This is a genomic window from Krasilnikovia cinnamomea, from assembly GCF_004217545.1.
GTDB classification, from domain to species: domain Bacteria; phylum Actinomycetota; class Actinomycetes; order Mycobacteriales; family Micromonosporaceae; genus Actinoplanes; species Actinoplanes cinnamomeus.
Genome location: NZ_SHKY01000001.1, coordinates 4,573,435 through 4,588,061, shown reverse-complemented (window position 1 = coordinate 4,588,061; position 14,627 = coordinate 4,573,435). Strand labels below are relative to the sequence as shown.

The 14,627-nt window shown below is 73.2% G+C and carries 13 protein-coding genes; 7 read left to right on the top strand and 6 right to left on the bottom strand.

Annotated elements, in window-relative coordinates:
• The gene (locus tag EV385_RS20930) at nucleotides 1-1,260 is read left to right on the top strand and encodes an MFS transporter (RefSeq protein WP_130510994.1); all 1,260 of its coding nucleotides are present in this window, start codon (nucleotides 1-3) and stop codon (nucleotides 1,258-1,260) included.
• Nucleotides 1,257-2,636 (top strand): hypothetical protein, encoded by a 1,380-nt coding sequence (locus EV385_RS20925; protein WP_130510993.1) that lies wholly within the window; start codon nucleotides 1,257-1,259, stop codon nucleotides 2,634-2,636. Before EV385_RS20930 ends, EV385_RS20925 begins: the two co-directional genes overlap by 4 nt.
• Before the next feature lie 84 nt (nucleotides 2,637-2,720).
• On the opposite strand, the gene EV385_RS20920 is transcribed toward EV385_RS20925, so the two are convergent.
• From EV385_RS20920 to EV385_RS20910, 3 genes are all read right to left on the bottom strand, one after another.
• Nucleotides 2,721-4,286, bottom strand: coding sequence for a carbohydrate-binding domain-containing protein (locus EV385_RS20920; RefSeq protein ID WP_130510992.1), 1,566 nt, complete (start codon nucleotides 4,284-4,286; stop codon nucleotides 2,721-2,723).
• Between the two features lie 150 nt (nucleotides 4,287-4,436).
• Nucleotides 4,437-4,898, bottom strand: coding sequence for a nitroreductase/quinone reductase family protein (locus tag EV385_RS20915; protein ID WP_130510991.1), 462 nt, complete (start codon nucleotides 4,896-4,898; stop codon nucleotides 4,437-4,439).
• Between the two features lie 173 nt (nucleotides 4,899-5,071).
• Nucleotides 5,072-6,142: a calcium-binding protein gene (locus tag EV385_RS20910; RefSeq protein WP_130510990.1), complete on the bottom strand. Its 1,071-nt coding sequence runs from the start codon at nucleotides 6,140-6,142 to the stop codon at nucleotides 5,072-5,074.
• A gap of 214 nt (nucleotides 6,143-6,356) precedes the next feature.
• On the opposite strand from EV385_RS20910, the gene EV385_RS20905 reads away from it, so the two are divergent.
• The gene (locus tag EV385_RS20905; protein ID WP_130510989.1) at nucleotides 6,357-7,040 is read left to right on the top strand and encodes a copper homeostasis protein CutC; all 684 of its coding nucleotides are present in this window, start codon (nucleotides 6,357-6,359) and stop codon (nucleotides 7,038-7,040) included.
• A gap of 9 nt (nucleotides 7,041-7,049) precedes the next feature.
• Nucleotides 7,050-7,706 carry a class I SAM-dependent methyltransferase gene (locus EV385_RS20900; protein ID WP_130510988.1) on the top strand — a complete coding sequence of 219 codons (657 nt, stop codon included), beginning with the start codon at nucleotides 7,050-7,052 and terminating at the stop codon, nucleotides 7,704-7,706.
• 56 nt (nucleotides 7,707-7,762) lie between these two features.
• On the opposite strand, the gene EV385_RS20895 is transcribed toward EV385_RS20900, so the two are convergent.
• A complete protein-coding gene (locus EV385_RS20895; RefSeq protein WP_130510987.1) occupies nucleotides 7,763-8,401 on the bottom strand; it encodes a response regulator in 639 nt (212 codons plus the stop codon).
• Nucleotides 8,392-9,675: a sensor histidine kinase gene (locus EV385_RS20890; RefSeq protein ID WP_130510986.1), complete on the bottom strand. Its 1,284-nt coding sequence runs from the start codon at nucleotides 9,673-9,675 to the stop codon at nucleotides 8,392-8,394. The genes EV385_RS20895 and EV385_RS20890 overlap by 10 nt, the downstream gene beginning before the upstream one ends.
• A 157-nt stretch (nucleotides 9,676-9,832) precedes the next feature.
• On the opposite strand from EV385_RS20890, the gene EV385_RS20885 reads away from it, so the two are divergent.
• Genes EV385_RS20885 through EV385_RS20875 form a run of 3 tightly spaced genes read left to right on the top strand, consistent with a single transcriptional unit; the run spans nucleotide 9,833 to nucleotide 13,117 of the window.
• On the top strand, nucleotides 9,833-10,753 hold the full coding sequence (locus tag EV385_RS20885) for an ATP-binding cassette domain-containing protein (protein ID WP_130510985.1): 921 nt from the start codon (nucleotides 9,833-9,835) through the stop codon (nucleotides 10,751-10,753).
• A 41-nt stretch (nucleotides 10,754-10,794) separates the two neighbouring features.
• Entirely contained in the window at nucleotides 10,795-11,547 is a 753-nt protein-coding gene (locus tag EV385_RS20880; protein WP_207229887.1) for an ABC transporter permease subunit, read from the top strand.
• A gap of 25 nt (nucleotides 11,548-11,572) precedes the next feature.
• Nucleotides 11,573-13,117, top strand: coding sequence for an alpha/beta fold hydrolase (locus EV385_RS20875; RefSeq protein ID WP_130510983.1), 1,545 nt, complete (start codon nucleotides 11,573-11,575; stop codon nucleotides 13,115-13,117).
• 95 nt (nucleotides 13,118-13,212) lie between these two features.
• On the opposite strand, the gene EV385_RS20870 is transcribed toward EV385_RS20875, so the two are convergent.
• Nucleotides 13,213-14,592: an LVIVD repeat-containing protein gene (locus tag EV385_RS20870; protein WP_207229886.1), complete on the bottom strand. Its 1,380-nt coding sequence runs from the start codon at nucleotides 14,590-14,592 to the stop codon at nucleotides 13,213-13,215.
• Nucleotides 14,593-14,627: the final 35 nt, after the last annotated feature.

The window sequence follows — 14,627 nt, the reverse complement described above, 5'->3', positions numbered from 1 at the left end:
GTGACCGTCGTGGCCGCGCGGCCCGGGCTGGGCCGCGACTACTCCCGGCTGTGGTGGGGCGCGTCCGTCTCCGCGATCGGCGACGGTGTCACCATCGCGGCGGCTCCGCTGCTGGCCGCCAGCCTGACCGACGACCCGCGCCTGATCGGCGCGGCGTCGGTCGCCTTCACCGCGCCGTTCGTGCTGTTCGGGATCCCGGCCGGGCTGCTGGTGGACCGCCTCGACCTGCGGAAGATGATGGTGCGCGTCGACCTCGTCCGGGCCGCCCTGCTCGCGCTGCTGGCGGTGGGGATCGTCGGTGGCTGGGCCGGACTGCCGCTCTTCTACGCCTGCATGTTCCTGCTGGGCGTCGGCGAGGTGCTCTGCCGCAACGCCGCCCAGGTGCTCGTCCCGTTCATCGCCCCGGAGTCGGGGCTGTCCACGGCGAACGCCCGGGTGATGGCCGCGCAGGAGGCCGGGACGGGGTTCGTCGGCCCGCTGCTCGGAGCGCTGCTGTTCAGCGTGGCGGTGGCGTTGCCGTTCGGGCTCGACGCGGCCACCTTCGTGTGCTCGGCGATTCTGATCAGCGGGATCAGGCGCAACCGGCCGGTCGAGGCGCGGCCACCGGCGGCCGGGATGTGGTCGGAGATGATGGCCGGTGCCCGGTGGCTGGCCCGCCACCACCTGCTGCGCACCCTCGCCCTGCTGTCCTGCCTGATCAACCTGGCCGGCAACGCCATGCTGGCCGTGCTCGTCGTGCACAGCACCCGGGTGCTGCACCTGACCGCGTTCGGGTACGGCATCATGCTGGCCTGCCAGGCGGTCGGAGCGGTGCTGGCGTCCCGGTTCGCCCCGGCCCTGACCCGGCGCCTCGGCCGGGAGGCGGCGCTGGTCGCCACGGCCGCGCTGATCGCCACCAGCGAGGCGGTGCTGGCGACCGTGCCGTCGCCGTACGCCGCCGGGGCCGCCCTGGCGCTGTTCGCCTGCGGGACCGTGACCTGGAACGTCGTGGTGGTGGTGCTGCGGCAGACGCTGGTGCCCCGGCACCTGCTCGGGCGGGCCAACAGCGTGTACCGGCTGGTCGCCTGGGGCGGGCTGCCGATCGGCGCGGCCGCCGGTGGCATCGTCGCCGCGGCGGCGGGCACCCCGGCCGTGTTCGGCATCGGCGCCGTCGTGATGGCGGCCGTCGCGGCGGCCCTGCTGGTGGGCGCCCGACGGCACTGGATCACCCGCGCCGAACGGGCCGGAGCGGCCCCCGAGTCCGGAGAGGACGGTCGATGACGACCACCAGCCCGCCCGAGGTGCGCCGCTCGGCGCTGGGTCACGCCTACGCCGCTCGGCTGGCGCGGGCGGCGCCCGGTGACCCGGCGGCCGCCGCCCGGGACAACGCCGAGCTGACCCTGGCGTACCGGGGGCGGCTGCTGAACGGGCCCGCGTTTCTCGGTGCGGACGAGCGCGCGGCGCTCACGCTCGATCTCCGGACGATCTACGGCCTGCTGCGGTCGCTGCCCGAGCGGGTGTTCGGTGGCAGCGTCACCGCCCTGGCCGAGGCGGTCGGGATGACCGCCCAGCAGCGGGCGCTGACCGCGCGCAGTGCCCGCACCGGCGCCCTGCACCCGCTCGGGCGCGCCGACCTCTACCACGACGGCACGCGGTTCCAGCTGCTCGAATTCAACATCACCAGCGCGCTCGGCGGGTTCGAGAACGCCGACATCAACCGGGCGATGCTGGCGTACCCGCCGCTGCGGGAGTTCGCCGGGCGCCACGGGCTCGGCTTCCGGGACACGCTGGGCGGCATGGTGCAGACGATGCTCGCCGAGTGCGCCGCCGTGCTGCCGAGCGGGCGGGCGCCGGTGGTCGCCGTGGTGGACACCGTGGACAACTTCGCGATCGTGGGGCCCCGGCTGCGCGTGCTTGCGGGGAAGCTGGCCGGCTACGGCGTCGAGGGGATCGCCTGCCACCTCGGCGAGTTCACCTACCCGAACGGCCGCCCGGCCGTCGCGGGCCGCCCGGTCGACATCGTGTTGCGCTACTTCCTGCCCGAGGACCTGACCGACGCGGTCGCCGACCAGTTGGAGCCGTTGCTGACCGCGGTCGAGCGGGGCCGGGTGGGCCTGGTCAGCCGCCTCGACGCGGAGCTGTACGGCAACAAGGGCACCCTGGCGATGCTCTCCGACGACCGGCACCGCGGGGAGTTCGACGCCGGCGAGCAGGCCTGCCTCGACCGGCTCCTGCCGTGGACCCGGTACGTGCGCCCGCACGCCACGGACCCCGGCGGCACCCGGGTCGACCTGCTGTCCTACGCCGTGGCCCGCCAGGACGAACTGGTCCTCAAGCCGACCCTGCTGCACGGCGGCAGCGGCGTCGTCGCGGGCTGGCGAGCGAGCCCGGCCGAGTGGGAACGTCAGGTCGCCGCCGCCGTGGACGGCCCGTACGTGGTGCAGCAGCGGGTCCGCCCGATCGCCGAGCCGTTCCCGGACGGCGCGGGCGGGGTGCGCGACCTGTTCCTCAACTGGGGGTTGTATCTGAGCGAGCCGGGCGTGCACGCCGAGGACGGCTACGCGGGCGGCTTCGTGCGCGGCAGCGCCGACCCGGACGTCGGTGTGGTCAGCGTGGGCGACGGCGCCCGGGTGGGCTGCGTCTTCCACGGCGGCTGAGCGCCGCGTCCCGCCGGGATCAGGAGTCGTCCCGGAGGCCGGTGCGGGCCGCTCCAGCACTCCCGCCTCGACGAGGCGTTTGAGCTACTCGCCGTTGAGTCCGGCCTGCACGCTGCGGACCGTGGACAGGACCGGGTCGTTAGCGGGCATCTCCAGCGGGCACCGCTCGCGACTCCACGGGTCGTACTGCACGACGCTCCACACGTTGACCCCGGCGACCGCCGGGTAGGCGGTGTACCCGGTGAGCTTCCGCGAGATCGCGCTGTTGCGGCTGGTCACGCTGGTCCGGCAGCCCGGACCGGCCTGCACCCCGGTCTCGCCGATGATCACCGGCTTGCCGACCGGCGCCAGTTGCGCCAGCACCCGGGCCAGGTGGCCGGTGATGATCGAGTTGCTGGCGTTCCAGTCGTACTCGTACTCGTGCAGCGAGGCGACGTCGATGTGCGGCGAAGCGTGCAGGGTGGCGTAGTCGCCGGTGCCCTTCATGTCCTCCGACAGCACGCCGGTGCCGACCAGGTGGTTCGGGTCGATCGACTTGATCTTCGCGGCGGTGGTGTCGAAGAACCCCTTGACCAGCGCGTCGGTGTACGCGGCGGAGGAGAAGGAGCCCGGCTCGTTGATCATCTCCCACATCGCGACCGTGGGGTCGTCCTTGAACCGGGAGACGACCGTCGTAACCCACGGCAGGTAGTTCGTCCGGTAGCCGCCCGCGTACCAGGCCGTGGACTTGTCGCCGCCCTCGGGCACCACGGCGCCGTCGTGCTCGCCGCAGTAGTTGCGGCCGTCCGCGAGCGTGAAGATGACCTTCTGCTGGTGCGCCGCGGCGGCGGCGACGATCCGGTCCAGCGCGGCGGTGCCGAACGGCCGGAACGCCCAGGTCCGGGTGACCGTGTTCGGGGCCAGCCGGGCGAAGTAGTCGGCCAGCTGCGTGTCACTCCACGCCCGGCCGTCACACCCCGACATGCCGTACGCGTTGAGGCCGACGTACTTGAACGGCTTGCCGCCGAGCATGAGCTTGCTGCCGGACCGGGTGACGAACCCGGCCGGGGCGGTCTTCTCGGCCGGGACCGGCGGGGCGGTCGGGGCGGTTGCGGTGCCGGCCGCGACGACCCGGTCGACCTCGACGAAGCGGTCGCACTTCTTGGTGCCGTACGGATTGAGGAAGGTGATCCCGACCCGGCGCTTGCCGGCCGCCCAGGAGCCGGTGAAGGTGTAGGTCGTCCAGCGGGTCGCGGACACGCGCCGGACCCCCGCCGTGACCCCGTCGACGGTCACCCGCATCTGCGGGACGGCGGTGCCGCACCGGCCGCCCATCGCGGTCACCTGCAGCCTGGTCGCGCGCACGGGGGTGTTCAGTGTCGCGGACGCGGTCGCCCGGTGCCAGATGGCCAGCGCCCGGCCACCGGAGGCCCGGCGGTCGCGGTAGTCGCCCCCGTGCGCGGAGGAGATCGTCATGGCCTCGCCCTGCAGCGACACCGTCCTGGTGGCCGCGGCCGCGGGCAGCGCGGTCAGCGTGACACCGGTCACCGTCGCGGCCGTGGTCGCGGCGAGCACCAGCCGGATCCGGCGCGGCAGCACCGACGGACGGGGCTTGCGGTGGTGCGAGGCGCTCGTCTGGTCCATACCCTTGCCGGGCCCGGCGACGGCCACCGGGATCCATCACCGCACCGTGGTGTGATCTCGACGTTCCGGACTGATCGCCCGAACCCGGTGTCACCGATCCCATCGGCGGGCACCCGGACATGCTGAGAAGATCCACTTGCCCGGGAGCCTGGCCTCAGACTGGGACGGCCGCCGGTGTCAGGTGGAAGGTTCCAGGCGGAACACCTCGATCGGGCGGCCGCCGGCCCGCTCGGCGTACGCCGGGTAGGCGGGCCACTCGGCGACCAGCAGCGCCCACAACCGGTCCCGCTCGGCGCCGTCGACCCGGCGGGCGCGTACCGCATGCTCGGCTCCGCCGACGGTGACCGTGGCGGACGGGTCGGCGGTGAGGTTGTGCACCCAGGCGGGCTGGTGCCCCTGACCCCAGTTCGAGCCGACCACCACCCAGGCGTCGCCGTCGCGGACGTACAGCAGGGGGTTGCTGCGGGGCAGGCCGGAGCGGCGCCCGGTGGTGGTGAGCAGCAGCGACGGGATCAGCCCCAGCGCCACGACGCGGCCCCGGGTAAGGCGGCTGACCAGGCGGTCGGCGGGCACCAGGAGGCGGCCCGCCCGGGCGAACCAGCGTCTCCGGCCCATGCGGCGTGCGAGCGTACGGATCATCGGCACAGTCTGCCGGGCGGCGGCCCGCGCGGCGACCCCCGTTTCGGGCCGACGCCCGCCCTGCCGTCAGGCGCTGCGGCGGGCGGGCGAAACACCGCGGCGGCCCGGCGGCGATGCCCGTACCGATCAGGTACGGGCACCGCCCGGCCGGGCCGCCGTCGGTGCTGCTGTCCTTACTTGGTGGCCTTCGCGAGGTCGGCCGAGAGGCTGGCCACGGCCTTCTGCTGGACGGGCGCGAAGCTCATCGAAGCCGGGGGCTCGGCCGGGTTCTCGCAGTTGTCCGCGCGGCCGGCCGCCGCGAAGCACAGGTCCAGGTCGTCCCCGCCGTCGATCATGTCAACGGCCGCGGCGTTGCCGGTCGGCTTGAGGTCATCGTCGACCTCCTCGCCGGCCAGGAGGTCGATGCCCGCGCGGCCGAAGATCGTGTCGTTTCCGGCCTGGCCGAAGACGACGTCGTCGCCCGCGCCCGCGTCGATCCTGTCGTTGTCGGCACCGCCGAGGATGACGTCGTTGCCGTTGCCACCCGAGATGTTGTCGACGCCGGCCTCGCCGTCGACGATGTCGTCGCCGTCGCCCGCCGAGATCTTGTCCGCCCCGGTGCCGCCGACCAGCGTGTCGATGCCCGAGGAGCCGTACAGCGAGTCGTTGCCGCTCTCGCCGACGATCTCGTCGTTGCCGGTGTCGCCACCGAGCGTGTCGTTTCCGGTACCGCCGGCGATCAGGTCGTTGCCGGACTTGCCGAAGGCGGTGTCGGCGCCCGACTGGCCGTAGAGCCGGTCGTTGCCGCCGTTGCCGATCAGCTTGTCGTTGCCGGAGCCGCCCTGCAGCTCGTCCTTGCCGCTGCCACCGTTGAGGGTGTCGTTGCCGGACCCGCCGTTCACCAGGAGGTAGACGCCGGTCTTGTTGGTCACCGTGTCGTTCTTGTCACCGAGCGAGACGTTGAGGGTCTTGGTCTTCTTCGACGTCGTGCACTTGACCTTCGTCTTGTCGCCCTTGACCGCCTTGCAGCCCTTGCCGGCCTTGAGGGCGACCTTGTCGTCGAGTGTGACCGTCCGGCCCTTGATGGTGATGGTCAGGCTGTTGGCCTTGCCCTTCTGGGCGTTGAACTGGACGGTGGACGAGCCGACGACCTGGGCGTATCCGGCCGAAGCGGCCTGAGCCGGGCTCGCGAGGAACGCGGTGGAGGCGACAGCCGCGACGGTGGTGCCGAAACCGGCCAGCACCTTCCGGTGGAGCAGGGACATGCAGAACCCCGTTTCGATGTTGGACGTTGATCAAGCCAGCGCATCGTACGCGAGGGTCCTTCGAATTTCAGCCCCATTGTCGGCAAACGGCTACTGTGGACGGTCCACTCAGACCATTGGCGCAAATACGAAAAGATGGACTTATGGTGCAGGTCGGCCATCCGTACTGGAAGGTTTACTAAAAATAAAGCGGATTTCGTGACATGATCGCACCATGCCACAGGCCCTTCTCGAAGTGATCGCCCTCGATGCCACCGACGCGGGGCACGCGGCGGCCGGCGGCGCCGACCGGGTCGAACTGGCGAGCGACATGCACCGCCTCGGGCTCACGCCGACCGTGCAGACCTTCGCCGCCGTACGCGCGGAGATCGACCTTCCGATCCGCGTCATGCTGCGGCAACAGGACGGCTTCGCCGCCGGAGACCTGGACTCCCTGCGCCGGTCGATCGACGCGCTGCGGGCCGCGGGCGCCGAGGAGTTCGTGCTCGGCTTCCTCGACGCGAGCGGCGAGGTCGACCTCGCGTCGCTGCATGCCGTGCTGGCCGTGCTCGACGGCTGCGCCTGGACCTTCCACAAGGCGCTGGACCACGCCACGGACCGGCGGGCGGCCTGGCAGGCCATCGAGGGGCTCGGCGGGCTGGACGCGGTACTCACCTCCGGCTGTCCGTCCGGTGTCGCGGAAGGACTCGACACGCTGATCACGGAGGCGAAGACGGCCCGCAGGCCGCGCATCGTCGCCGGTGGCGCGCTCCGCGAGCACCACCTCGCACCGTTGCTCGGCGGCGGCGTCGACGCCTTCCACACCGGCACGGCGGTACGCCGCGACCGCACCTGGGCGTCGCCGATCGACCCGGGCGAGGTACGGCGGTGGCGGGACTGGCTGCAGACCGTCCAGTAATCTGCCGCAGTGAATATTCACGCTCTCCGCTGGCGACTCGTCGACAGCCCCGGCTCGTGGGGCGCCAAGCGGCGGGAGGCCCGTTCGCGCTGGCTGGTGGAGACGTTCCCCGAGCTGCCCGAGATGTCGGTGGTCGACCTCGGCGGCCGGGTCGGATTCTGGCGCCGGCTCCCGGTACGCCCCAAGCACGTCCACGTGGTCAACCTGGAAGCGCCCCCGGCCGAGCTGCCGGACTGGGTCGAGGTGAGCCACGGCGACGCCTGCGCGCTGCCCGAGGCGATCGCCGCCCGCCGCTACGACCTCGCCTTCAGCAACTCGGTGATCGAGCATGTCGGCGGGCACGAGCGGCGGCTGCGGTTCGCCGAGTCGGTGCACGCGCTGGCGCCCGCGCACTGGGTGCAGACGCCGTACCGGTACTTCCCGATCGAGCCGCACTGGGTGGCGCCCGGCATGCAGTTCCTGCCGGTCGCGGCGCGCCGTGAGGTGGCCCGCACCTGGCCGCTGGCCTACACGCCGGGCCGCACCCGCGCGGAGGCGCTGTCCCGGGTGCTCTGGATCGAACTGCTGGACAAGACCCAGATGCGCGCGTACTTCCCGGATTCGGTGCTGCGGGCGGAGAAGGCCATGGGTCTCACCAAGTCACTGATCGCCTACAAGCTCCGCTAGGACGATCCGGGCCCGCACTCCGTTCTTCGCCACCTCCTGAGGCGGCAACGCCGTGCTCAGGTGCCGAGGTACCTGAGCACGGCCAGCACCCGGCGGTGGTCGGTGTCCGTGGGCGGCAGGTCGAGTTTGGTGAAGATGTTGCTCACGTACTTCTCCACCGCGCTGTGGCTGACCCGCAGCGCCTCGGTGATGCCGGTGTTGGACCGGCCCTCCGCCATCAGCCGCAGCACCTCCTGCTCCCGGGGGGTCAGGCGGCCCATCGGGTCGTTGCGGCGCACGAGGAGCTGGGCGACCACCTCGGGGTCCAGCGCCGTGCCACCGGCGGCCACCCGGCGCAGCGCGTCGAGGAAGTCGGACACGTGCGCGACCCGGTCCTTCAACAGGTAGCCGATGCCGCGCGTGTCGACCGACAGCAGATCGGTGGCGTACCGCTCCTCCACGTACTGGGAGAGCACGCACACCGCGACCTTCGGGTGCTGGCGCCGGATGACGAGCGCCGCCCGGATGCCCTCGTCCGTGTGGGTCGGCGGCATCCGCACGTCGACCACCACGATGTCGGGCCGGTGCGCGTCGACGGCGGCCAGCAACTCCTCGGCGTCGGGCACCGCCGCGACGACCTCGAAGCCACCGTCGGTGAGCAGTTTCGTGAGACCGGCGCGCAGCAGGACGGAATCTTCGGCCAGGACTACTCGCATGGGATCTCCACGGTAACGGTTGTCGGGCCGCCCGCCGGGCTCACCACGGTCAGAGCGCCGTCGACGGCGGCCACCCGCTGCGCCAGGCCGCGTAGCCCGGTTCCCGCGCCGTCGGCCGAGGCGCCGCCGCGACCGTCGTCGGTGACCGTGACGACCAGCCGGTCACCGGCGCGTCGCGCCACGACCTCGGCCCGGCTGGCGTCGGCGTGCTTGGCGACGTTCGTCAGCGCCTCGGACACCGCGAAGTAGGCGATCGCCTCGATGCTCGGCGAACAGCGCCGCGCCACCTCGACGCGCAGCTTCACCGGCAGCGGCGCCCGCGCGGCGACGCCGGAGAGCGCCGCGTCGAGTCCCCGGTCGTTGAGCACGGCCGGATGCAGGCCGCGCACGAAGTCGCGCAGTTCCGCCAGGGCGGCCGTGGCCTCGTCGTGGGCCTCGGCGATGACGTCCCGGACCTGCGGCGCGGCGTCACTCAGGGCGGCGCGGGCCATGCCCAGCCGCATCGCCAGGTAGACGAGGCGTTGCTGCACGCCGTCGTGCAGGTCCCGTTCGATCCGGCGGCGTTCGGCGTCGGCGGCGTCCGCCAGCTCGGCCCGGCTGCGCGCCAGCGCCTCGACCCGCGCGGCGAGCGCCTCGGCGCGGTCGGGGCCGAGCAGGCGCCGCGCCGCGGCCGTGTCGGCCGCGGCGAGGCCCCGGGCCACCCACGGCGCGGCCAGCAGCAACGCCACGGCGCCGCCGAACCACCCGACATTCTCCGGCCAGGATCTGCCGCCGTCCGGCAGGGCCGCGAGCACGGGCGCCGACCAGCACAGTACGACGACCGCGCCGCCGAGGACGCCCAGCAGCGGGGCCAGCAGGTGGTAGGCGAGTTGCCGCCACGAGGACCCGGCGGTCCACGGCCGCAGGAGCCGGAGCCAACCGGTGCCCGGGTCGTGTCGCGGCGCGGCGATCTCGACGGCCAGCAACGCCCGGAAGCGTTCGCGCTGCAGCGCGCTGAGGAACCGCACACACGGCAGCAGGACCAACGGGACCAGCACGGCGACGAACACATACAACACGGCGAGCAGCCGGTCGCCGGTCGGTCCCTGCACGAGGCTGGCCACGGCGGCCGAGCACAGCACGGCCAGCAGCCACACGGTCGCGGCCGTGGTGGCGCCCAGGAACATCCCGGCCATCAGGTGGAAGGTCGCCCGCCAGGCGTGCGGCGACGCCAGCGCCCGTACGGCGGCCAGCGGCCATCCGCGCGTCTTGTCGTCGTTCCCGCCCGAGGTCATGTGATCACCGTAGGGACCCCCGGCACCGGACGGCCACCGGGCAGGCCCTCCCCCGGGGTGGGGAAAACCCCAAGCCGGACCGACGGGTCGCCCCACTGACCGGGCCGCCGTGCGCTGGCAGCGTGAACGCCGCACGACGACACGAGGAGCGACAGCGATGATCGAGGCACGCGCCCTGACGAAGCGGTACGGCGACAAGCTCGCCGTCGACAACCTGACCTTCACCGTACGTCCGGGAATGGTCACCGGCTTCCTCGGCCCGAACGGCGCCGGCAAGTCCACCACCATGCGGATGATTCTGGGGCTGGACGCTCCCACGAGCGGTGCGGTGCTGGTGAACGGCCGGCCGTACGCCGAGCATGCGGCGCCGCTGCGGGAGGTCGGCGCGCTGCTGGAGGCCCGCTCGTTCCATCCCGGCCGCAGCGCGTTCCACCACCTGCTGGCGCTGGCCCGCACCAGCGGCATCCCCCGCTCCCGCGTCGACGACGTCATCGAGGCGGTCGGGTTGTCCGGGGCGGCGCGGCGGCGGGCCGGGCGGCTGTCGCTCGGGATGGCGCAGCGGCTCGGCCTCGCCACCGCGCTGCTGGGCGATCCGCGCACCGTCGTCCTCGACGAGCCGCTGAACGGCCTGGACACCGAGGGCATCCGCTGGGTGCGCACGCTGCTGCGGGACCTCGCCGCCGAGGGCCGTACGGTCTTCGTCTCCTCCCACCTGATGAACGAGATGGCCCTCACCGCCCAGCACCTCATCGTCATCGGGCAGGGCCGGCTGATCGCCGACACCGGCGTGGCGGAGTTCATCCGTGCCCGCGACCGCGGCGTGGTGCGGGTACGCACCACCCACCCCGAAGCACTCGCCGCCCGGCTGTCCGGGCCGGGGGTCGACGTCTCGTTCGACGGGGGCGAGACGCTGACCGTGGCGGGGTCCACGACCGACCGGATCGGCCGGCTGGCCGCCGCGGCGCGCATCACCCTGCTCGAACTCACCGCACAGCAGGCCTCGCTGGAGGAGGCCTTCGTCGACCAGACCCGCGACGCGGTCGAGTACCGCGCGCTCACCACCGGAGTGCCGTCATGACGCATCACGCCCCTGCCCCCGTCGCGCGCCGGGTGACCCCGGTGCGTGTCGTCCGATCGGAGTGGACGAAGCTGCGCTCGCTGGCGTCCACGATCTGGTGCCTGGCGGCCACGGTCGCGCTCGTCGTCGGCGTCGGGGTGGCGTACGCGGCGCTGCGGGTCGCCCGCCCGCCCGCGGACCCGTCCACCTTCGACCCGACCTCGGTCAGTCTCGCCGGTGTCCAGCTGGCCCCGTTCGCGATCGGCGTCCTGGGGGTGCTGTTCGTCAGCGGCGAGTACGCCACGGGGTCGATCCGGGTGAGCCTGGCGGCGGTGCCGGGCCGCCTGCCGGTGTTGTGGGGCAAGGCGGTCACGTTCGGTCTGGCCACCGTCGCGGTCGCGGTGCCCGCCGCCGTGGTGGCGTTCGTCGCGGGCCAGTCGGTGCTGTCCGCCGAGCACCTCGACACCGGCCTCGGGCAGCCCGGCGTGGGGCGGGCCGTGCTAGGCAGTGCGTGGTTCCTGACCGTGGTAGGCCTGCTCGGCCTCGGTCTGGGGACGCTGCTGCGCAACACCGCCGCCGGAATCTCCGCGCTGTTCGGGCTGCTGTTCGCGCCGCAACTCGTGCTGGGGCTGCTGCCGGAGTCTGTGGCGGACGCGGTCTACCGGTACCTGCCCACCCCCGCCGGCGCAGCCGTCACGGCCGTGCGCCAGGACCCGGACACCCTCGGCCCGTGGACCGGGTTCGGGCTGTTCTGCCTCTATACCGCCGTCGTGCTCGGGCTCGCCGCGTGGCGGCTACGCCGCCGCGACGTCTGAGTCACCCACTCTTTCAGGAGGACAGATGAAACGACCACGACGGTACGCGGTCCTGGCGGCGGTGCTGACCGCCACGGCGGGACTGACCGTGGTGCCCGCCGCCATGGCCGGTACGACGCAGGACACAGAGGGTGGGCTCGCTCAGTTCCACCATCAGCGCGTGGACTGGAAGTCGTGCCAGCGCGGCGCCGACGACACCGAGGGACGCGCGCTCGACGACGCGGGAGTGCGCTGCGCCGACGTCCGCGTGCCGCTGGACTACGGTCGCCCCAACGGGCGCACCATCACGGTCGCGATCGCCCGCAGCGGGGCCACCGACCCGGCCCACTACGCCGGTCCGCTGATCTTCAACCTGGGTGGCCCCGCGAACCCGGTGCTGTCCACCGTCCCGCAGGCCCGGGAGGCGATGGGCGCGGCCGGGGCCGGGTTCGACATCATCGGCATGGACATCCGCTTCTCCGGGCGCAGCACGCCGATCGACTGCGGCTGGCCGGCCAGTTGGCTGCCGCGTTCCGCGGGCGCCGACCGGGAGAGCTTCGACCGGATGGTCCGGCTGTCGAAGGACCTGGCCCGCCGGTGCGGCCGGACCGGGGCGGACCTGCTCGCGTACGCGTCGGCGGCCGACGCCGCCCGCGACATGGATGTCATCCGGGCCGCGCTCGGCGCGCCGAAGCTGTCGTTCCTCGGCTACTCGCAGGGCAGCTACCTGGGCGCGCAGTACCTGCAGCGGTTCCCGGAGCGGGCGGGACGGTTCGTGCTCGACAGCGTCGTCGACCCGGACCGGCCCGGCGTGACGGTGCTGTCCGACCGTACGGTGACCGCCCGCCGGCAGGCGGCGCTGCGGGAGTGGGCCGCGCAGGCCGCCGCGCGCGACGACGAGTGGCACCTCGGGTCGACGACCGAGCAGGTGCTCGGCACGGTCGACCGGGTCTATCTGGCCGCCGCCCGCCGACCGCTGCGGGTGGGCCGCTACTCCGTCGACGACACCGTCATCCCCGGCGTGATCGCCAACCTGCTGGTCGACGACAGCGCGGAGAGCGGCGGTGAACTGGCGGCCACCCTGCGGGTCCTGGTGCGGGCGGCCGACACCGGCCGCGCCGAGCCGACCCCGGCCCTGGCGACCACCCTGGCCGGGCAGCTGACCGGCCGGGACTCGGCGCTGCGCAGCGCGTCGACGGCCGTGCAGTGCGGTGACGCGCCCGTGTCGCGCGACGTCGAGGCGTACTGGCGCGGCGCCGAGGCGGCGCGCGCCGGGGCGTCCCTGTTCGGCCCGTTGGGCGCCACGATCACGCCGTGCGCGTTCTGGCCACGGCCGCCACGGGAACGCCCGATCCGGATCCGCAACGGCGTACCGGCGCTGATCGTCCAGGCCGCCGGGGACGTCAACTCCGTCCTGGAGATGGGCCAGGCCATGCACCGGGCCCTCGGCGGCTCCCGCATGATCACCCTGGAGGGTGCCCGCGACCACGGCGTCTACCTGTTCCGCGGCTCCGCATGCGTCGACGCGGCCGTGAACGGCTACCTCACGAGCGGGGATCTGCCCGCAGCCGACCTGACCTGCTCGGGATAGCTCCCGCGCTCGGGCGCAACGACCCGTGCCCCCGCCGGATCCGGCGGGGGCACGGAGTCAGATCTGGAGGGTGTGCCTCGGTCACCCCGATCGCGCTACCCGCTGGTGAGCCGCAGGATGTCGACGCCGCGGGTGTTGTCCGCGACATAGACCAGACCGTTGTGCCAGAACGGCGCCCAGGCGCGGCCGTCCGCCGGCCGGTGGTACGCGATCTGCGTCGGGTTGGTCGGGTCGGACACGTCGATGAACCGGGTGCCCTGCGCGTAGAACGACTGCACGAGCACCTTGCCGTGGACGTCGAAGTAGTGCGCCGAGCAGTCCTCGCTGACCGGGTCGCTGCCCTCCTGGCCCGCGACGCTCCACGTGCCCACGGTCGCCAGCCGGAACGGCTGCTGGGGTGTGGAACGCCACGACTGGCCCTGATAGGAGCCGGTCAGCGACGCGATGACCAGGACCCCGTCCGCCGCGCAGCCCGCCTGGAAGCTCTCCTCGGTGACGTAGATCAGGTCGCCGTGGCGCCACCCGCCGTCGGCCCAGCGCGCCCCGGCCGGGCGGTGGCTGTTGTGCATGAACCGCGAGGGCGCGGCCGTCTCGGCGATGCCACCCCCGGCGTACGGCACGGGGTCGATCGCGGTGGCGGTGCGGGTCCGCTTGCGTACCGGATCCCAGCGCCGGCCCTCGGTCCAGTAGCCGCGGACCCCGCCGCGCCCGGACACCCACGCCACCCCGGCCGCGTCGACCTGCACGTCGTGCGCGTAGTCGGTCTTGCCGTCGTTGCGGGCCAGGTCGATGGGGTCGGGGAAGACCGTGGGATGGCTCGGGTCGCGTACGTCGGTGACCCAGATCGGCCGGCCGCCCCACTCGGTCGGCATGGTGCTGGACTTGGCCGGGCCGCCGGTCCACAGGTACCGGCAGTGGTTGATGCAGCTCGTGGTGTGCCCCGCGGGCACCTGGACGTAACTGAGCTGGCGCAGCTGGTCGGGCCGGCTGGCGTCGACGATGTAGACGCCGGACTCGCCCGTGGCGACGTCACCGCCGAAGGCCCGCGGGTCGCGCGCCAGGAAGACCAGCTTGCGCACCGGGTCGACCTCGGTGTTCTCGGTCTGCCACATGCCGGGCAGCGCGAACTCGCCGAGCAGCCGCGGATTGGCGGGGTCGGCCAGATCGTACGAGCGCAGCCCGAACGTGCCGGTGACCAGCATGACGTCGCGGCCGTCGCCGTACGCCAGGAAGTTGATCGAAATGGCGCCGGTGGCCGTGGCCACCGTGCCGAGCAGCTCAGGGTTGCTGCTGGCTCCGGCCGCGTGCTGGTGGTGATGGTGCCGCACCGACCCGGCGGCGGCCTCGTGGTGCGCCGCCGTCCCGCCGTGGGGTGGGTCGTCGGGATCGCAGGCCCGGGCGGGGGTGCCGGTCAGCAGCAGGGTCGCCACCACGGCCGGGACGAGCACCGGTTGCCACCATCGCGTCATCAACATGGCCACTCTCCTCGTCGAGCGGGCAACCAGCCGAC

Coding starts and splice junctions, on each gene's coding strand:
- EV385_RS20925 (WP_130510993.1), top strand. CDS start 1,257: ATGACGACCACCAGCCCGCCCGAGGTGCGCCGCTCGGCGCTGGGTCAC.
- EV385_RS20915 (WP_130510991.1), bottom strand. CDS start 4,898: ATGATCCGTACGCTCGCACGCCGCATGGGCCGGAGACGCTGGTTCGCC.
- EV385_RS20910 (WP_130510990.1), bottom strand. CDS start 6,142: ATGTCCCTGCTCCACCGGAAGGTGCTGGCCGGTTTCGGCACCACCGTC.
- EV385_RS20905 (WP_130510989.1), top strand. CDS start 6,357: ATGCCACAGGCCCTTCTCGAAGTGATCGCCCTCGATGCCACCGACGCG.
- EV385_RS20895 (WP_130510987.1), bottom strand. CDS start 8,401: ATGCGAGTAGTCCTGGCCGAAGATTCCGTCCTGCTGCGCGCCGGTCTC.
- EV385_RS20890 (WP_130510986.1), bottom strand. CDS start 9,675: ATGACCTCGGGCGGGAACGACGACAAGACGCGCGGATGGCCGCTGGCC.
- EV385_RS20885 (WP_130510985.1), top strand. CDS start 9,833: ATGATCGAGGCACGCGCCCTGACGAAGCGGTACGGCGACAAGCTCGCC.
- EV385_RS20875 (WP_130510983.1), top strand. CDS start 11,573: ATGAAACGACCACGACGGTACGCGGTCCTGGCGGCGGTGCTGACCGCC.
- EV385_RS20870 (WP_207229886.1), bottom strand. CDS start 14,592: ATGTTGATGACGCGATGGTGGCAACCGGTGCTCGTCCCGGCCGTGGTG.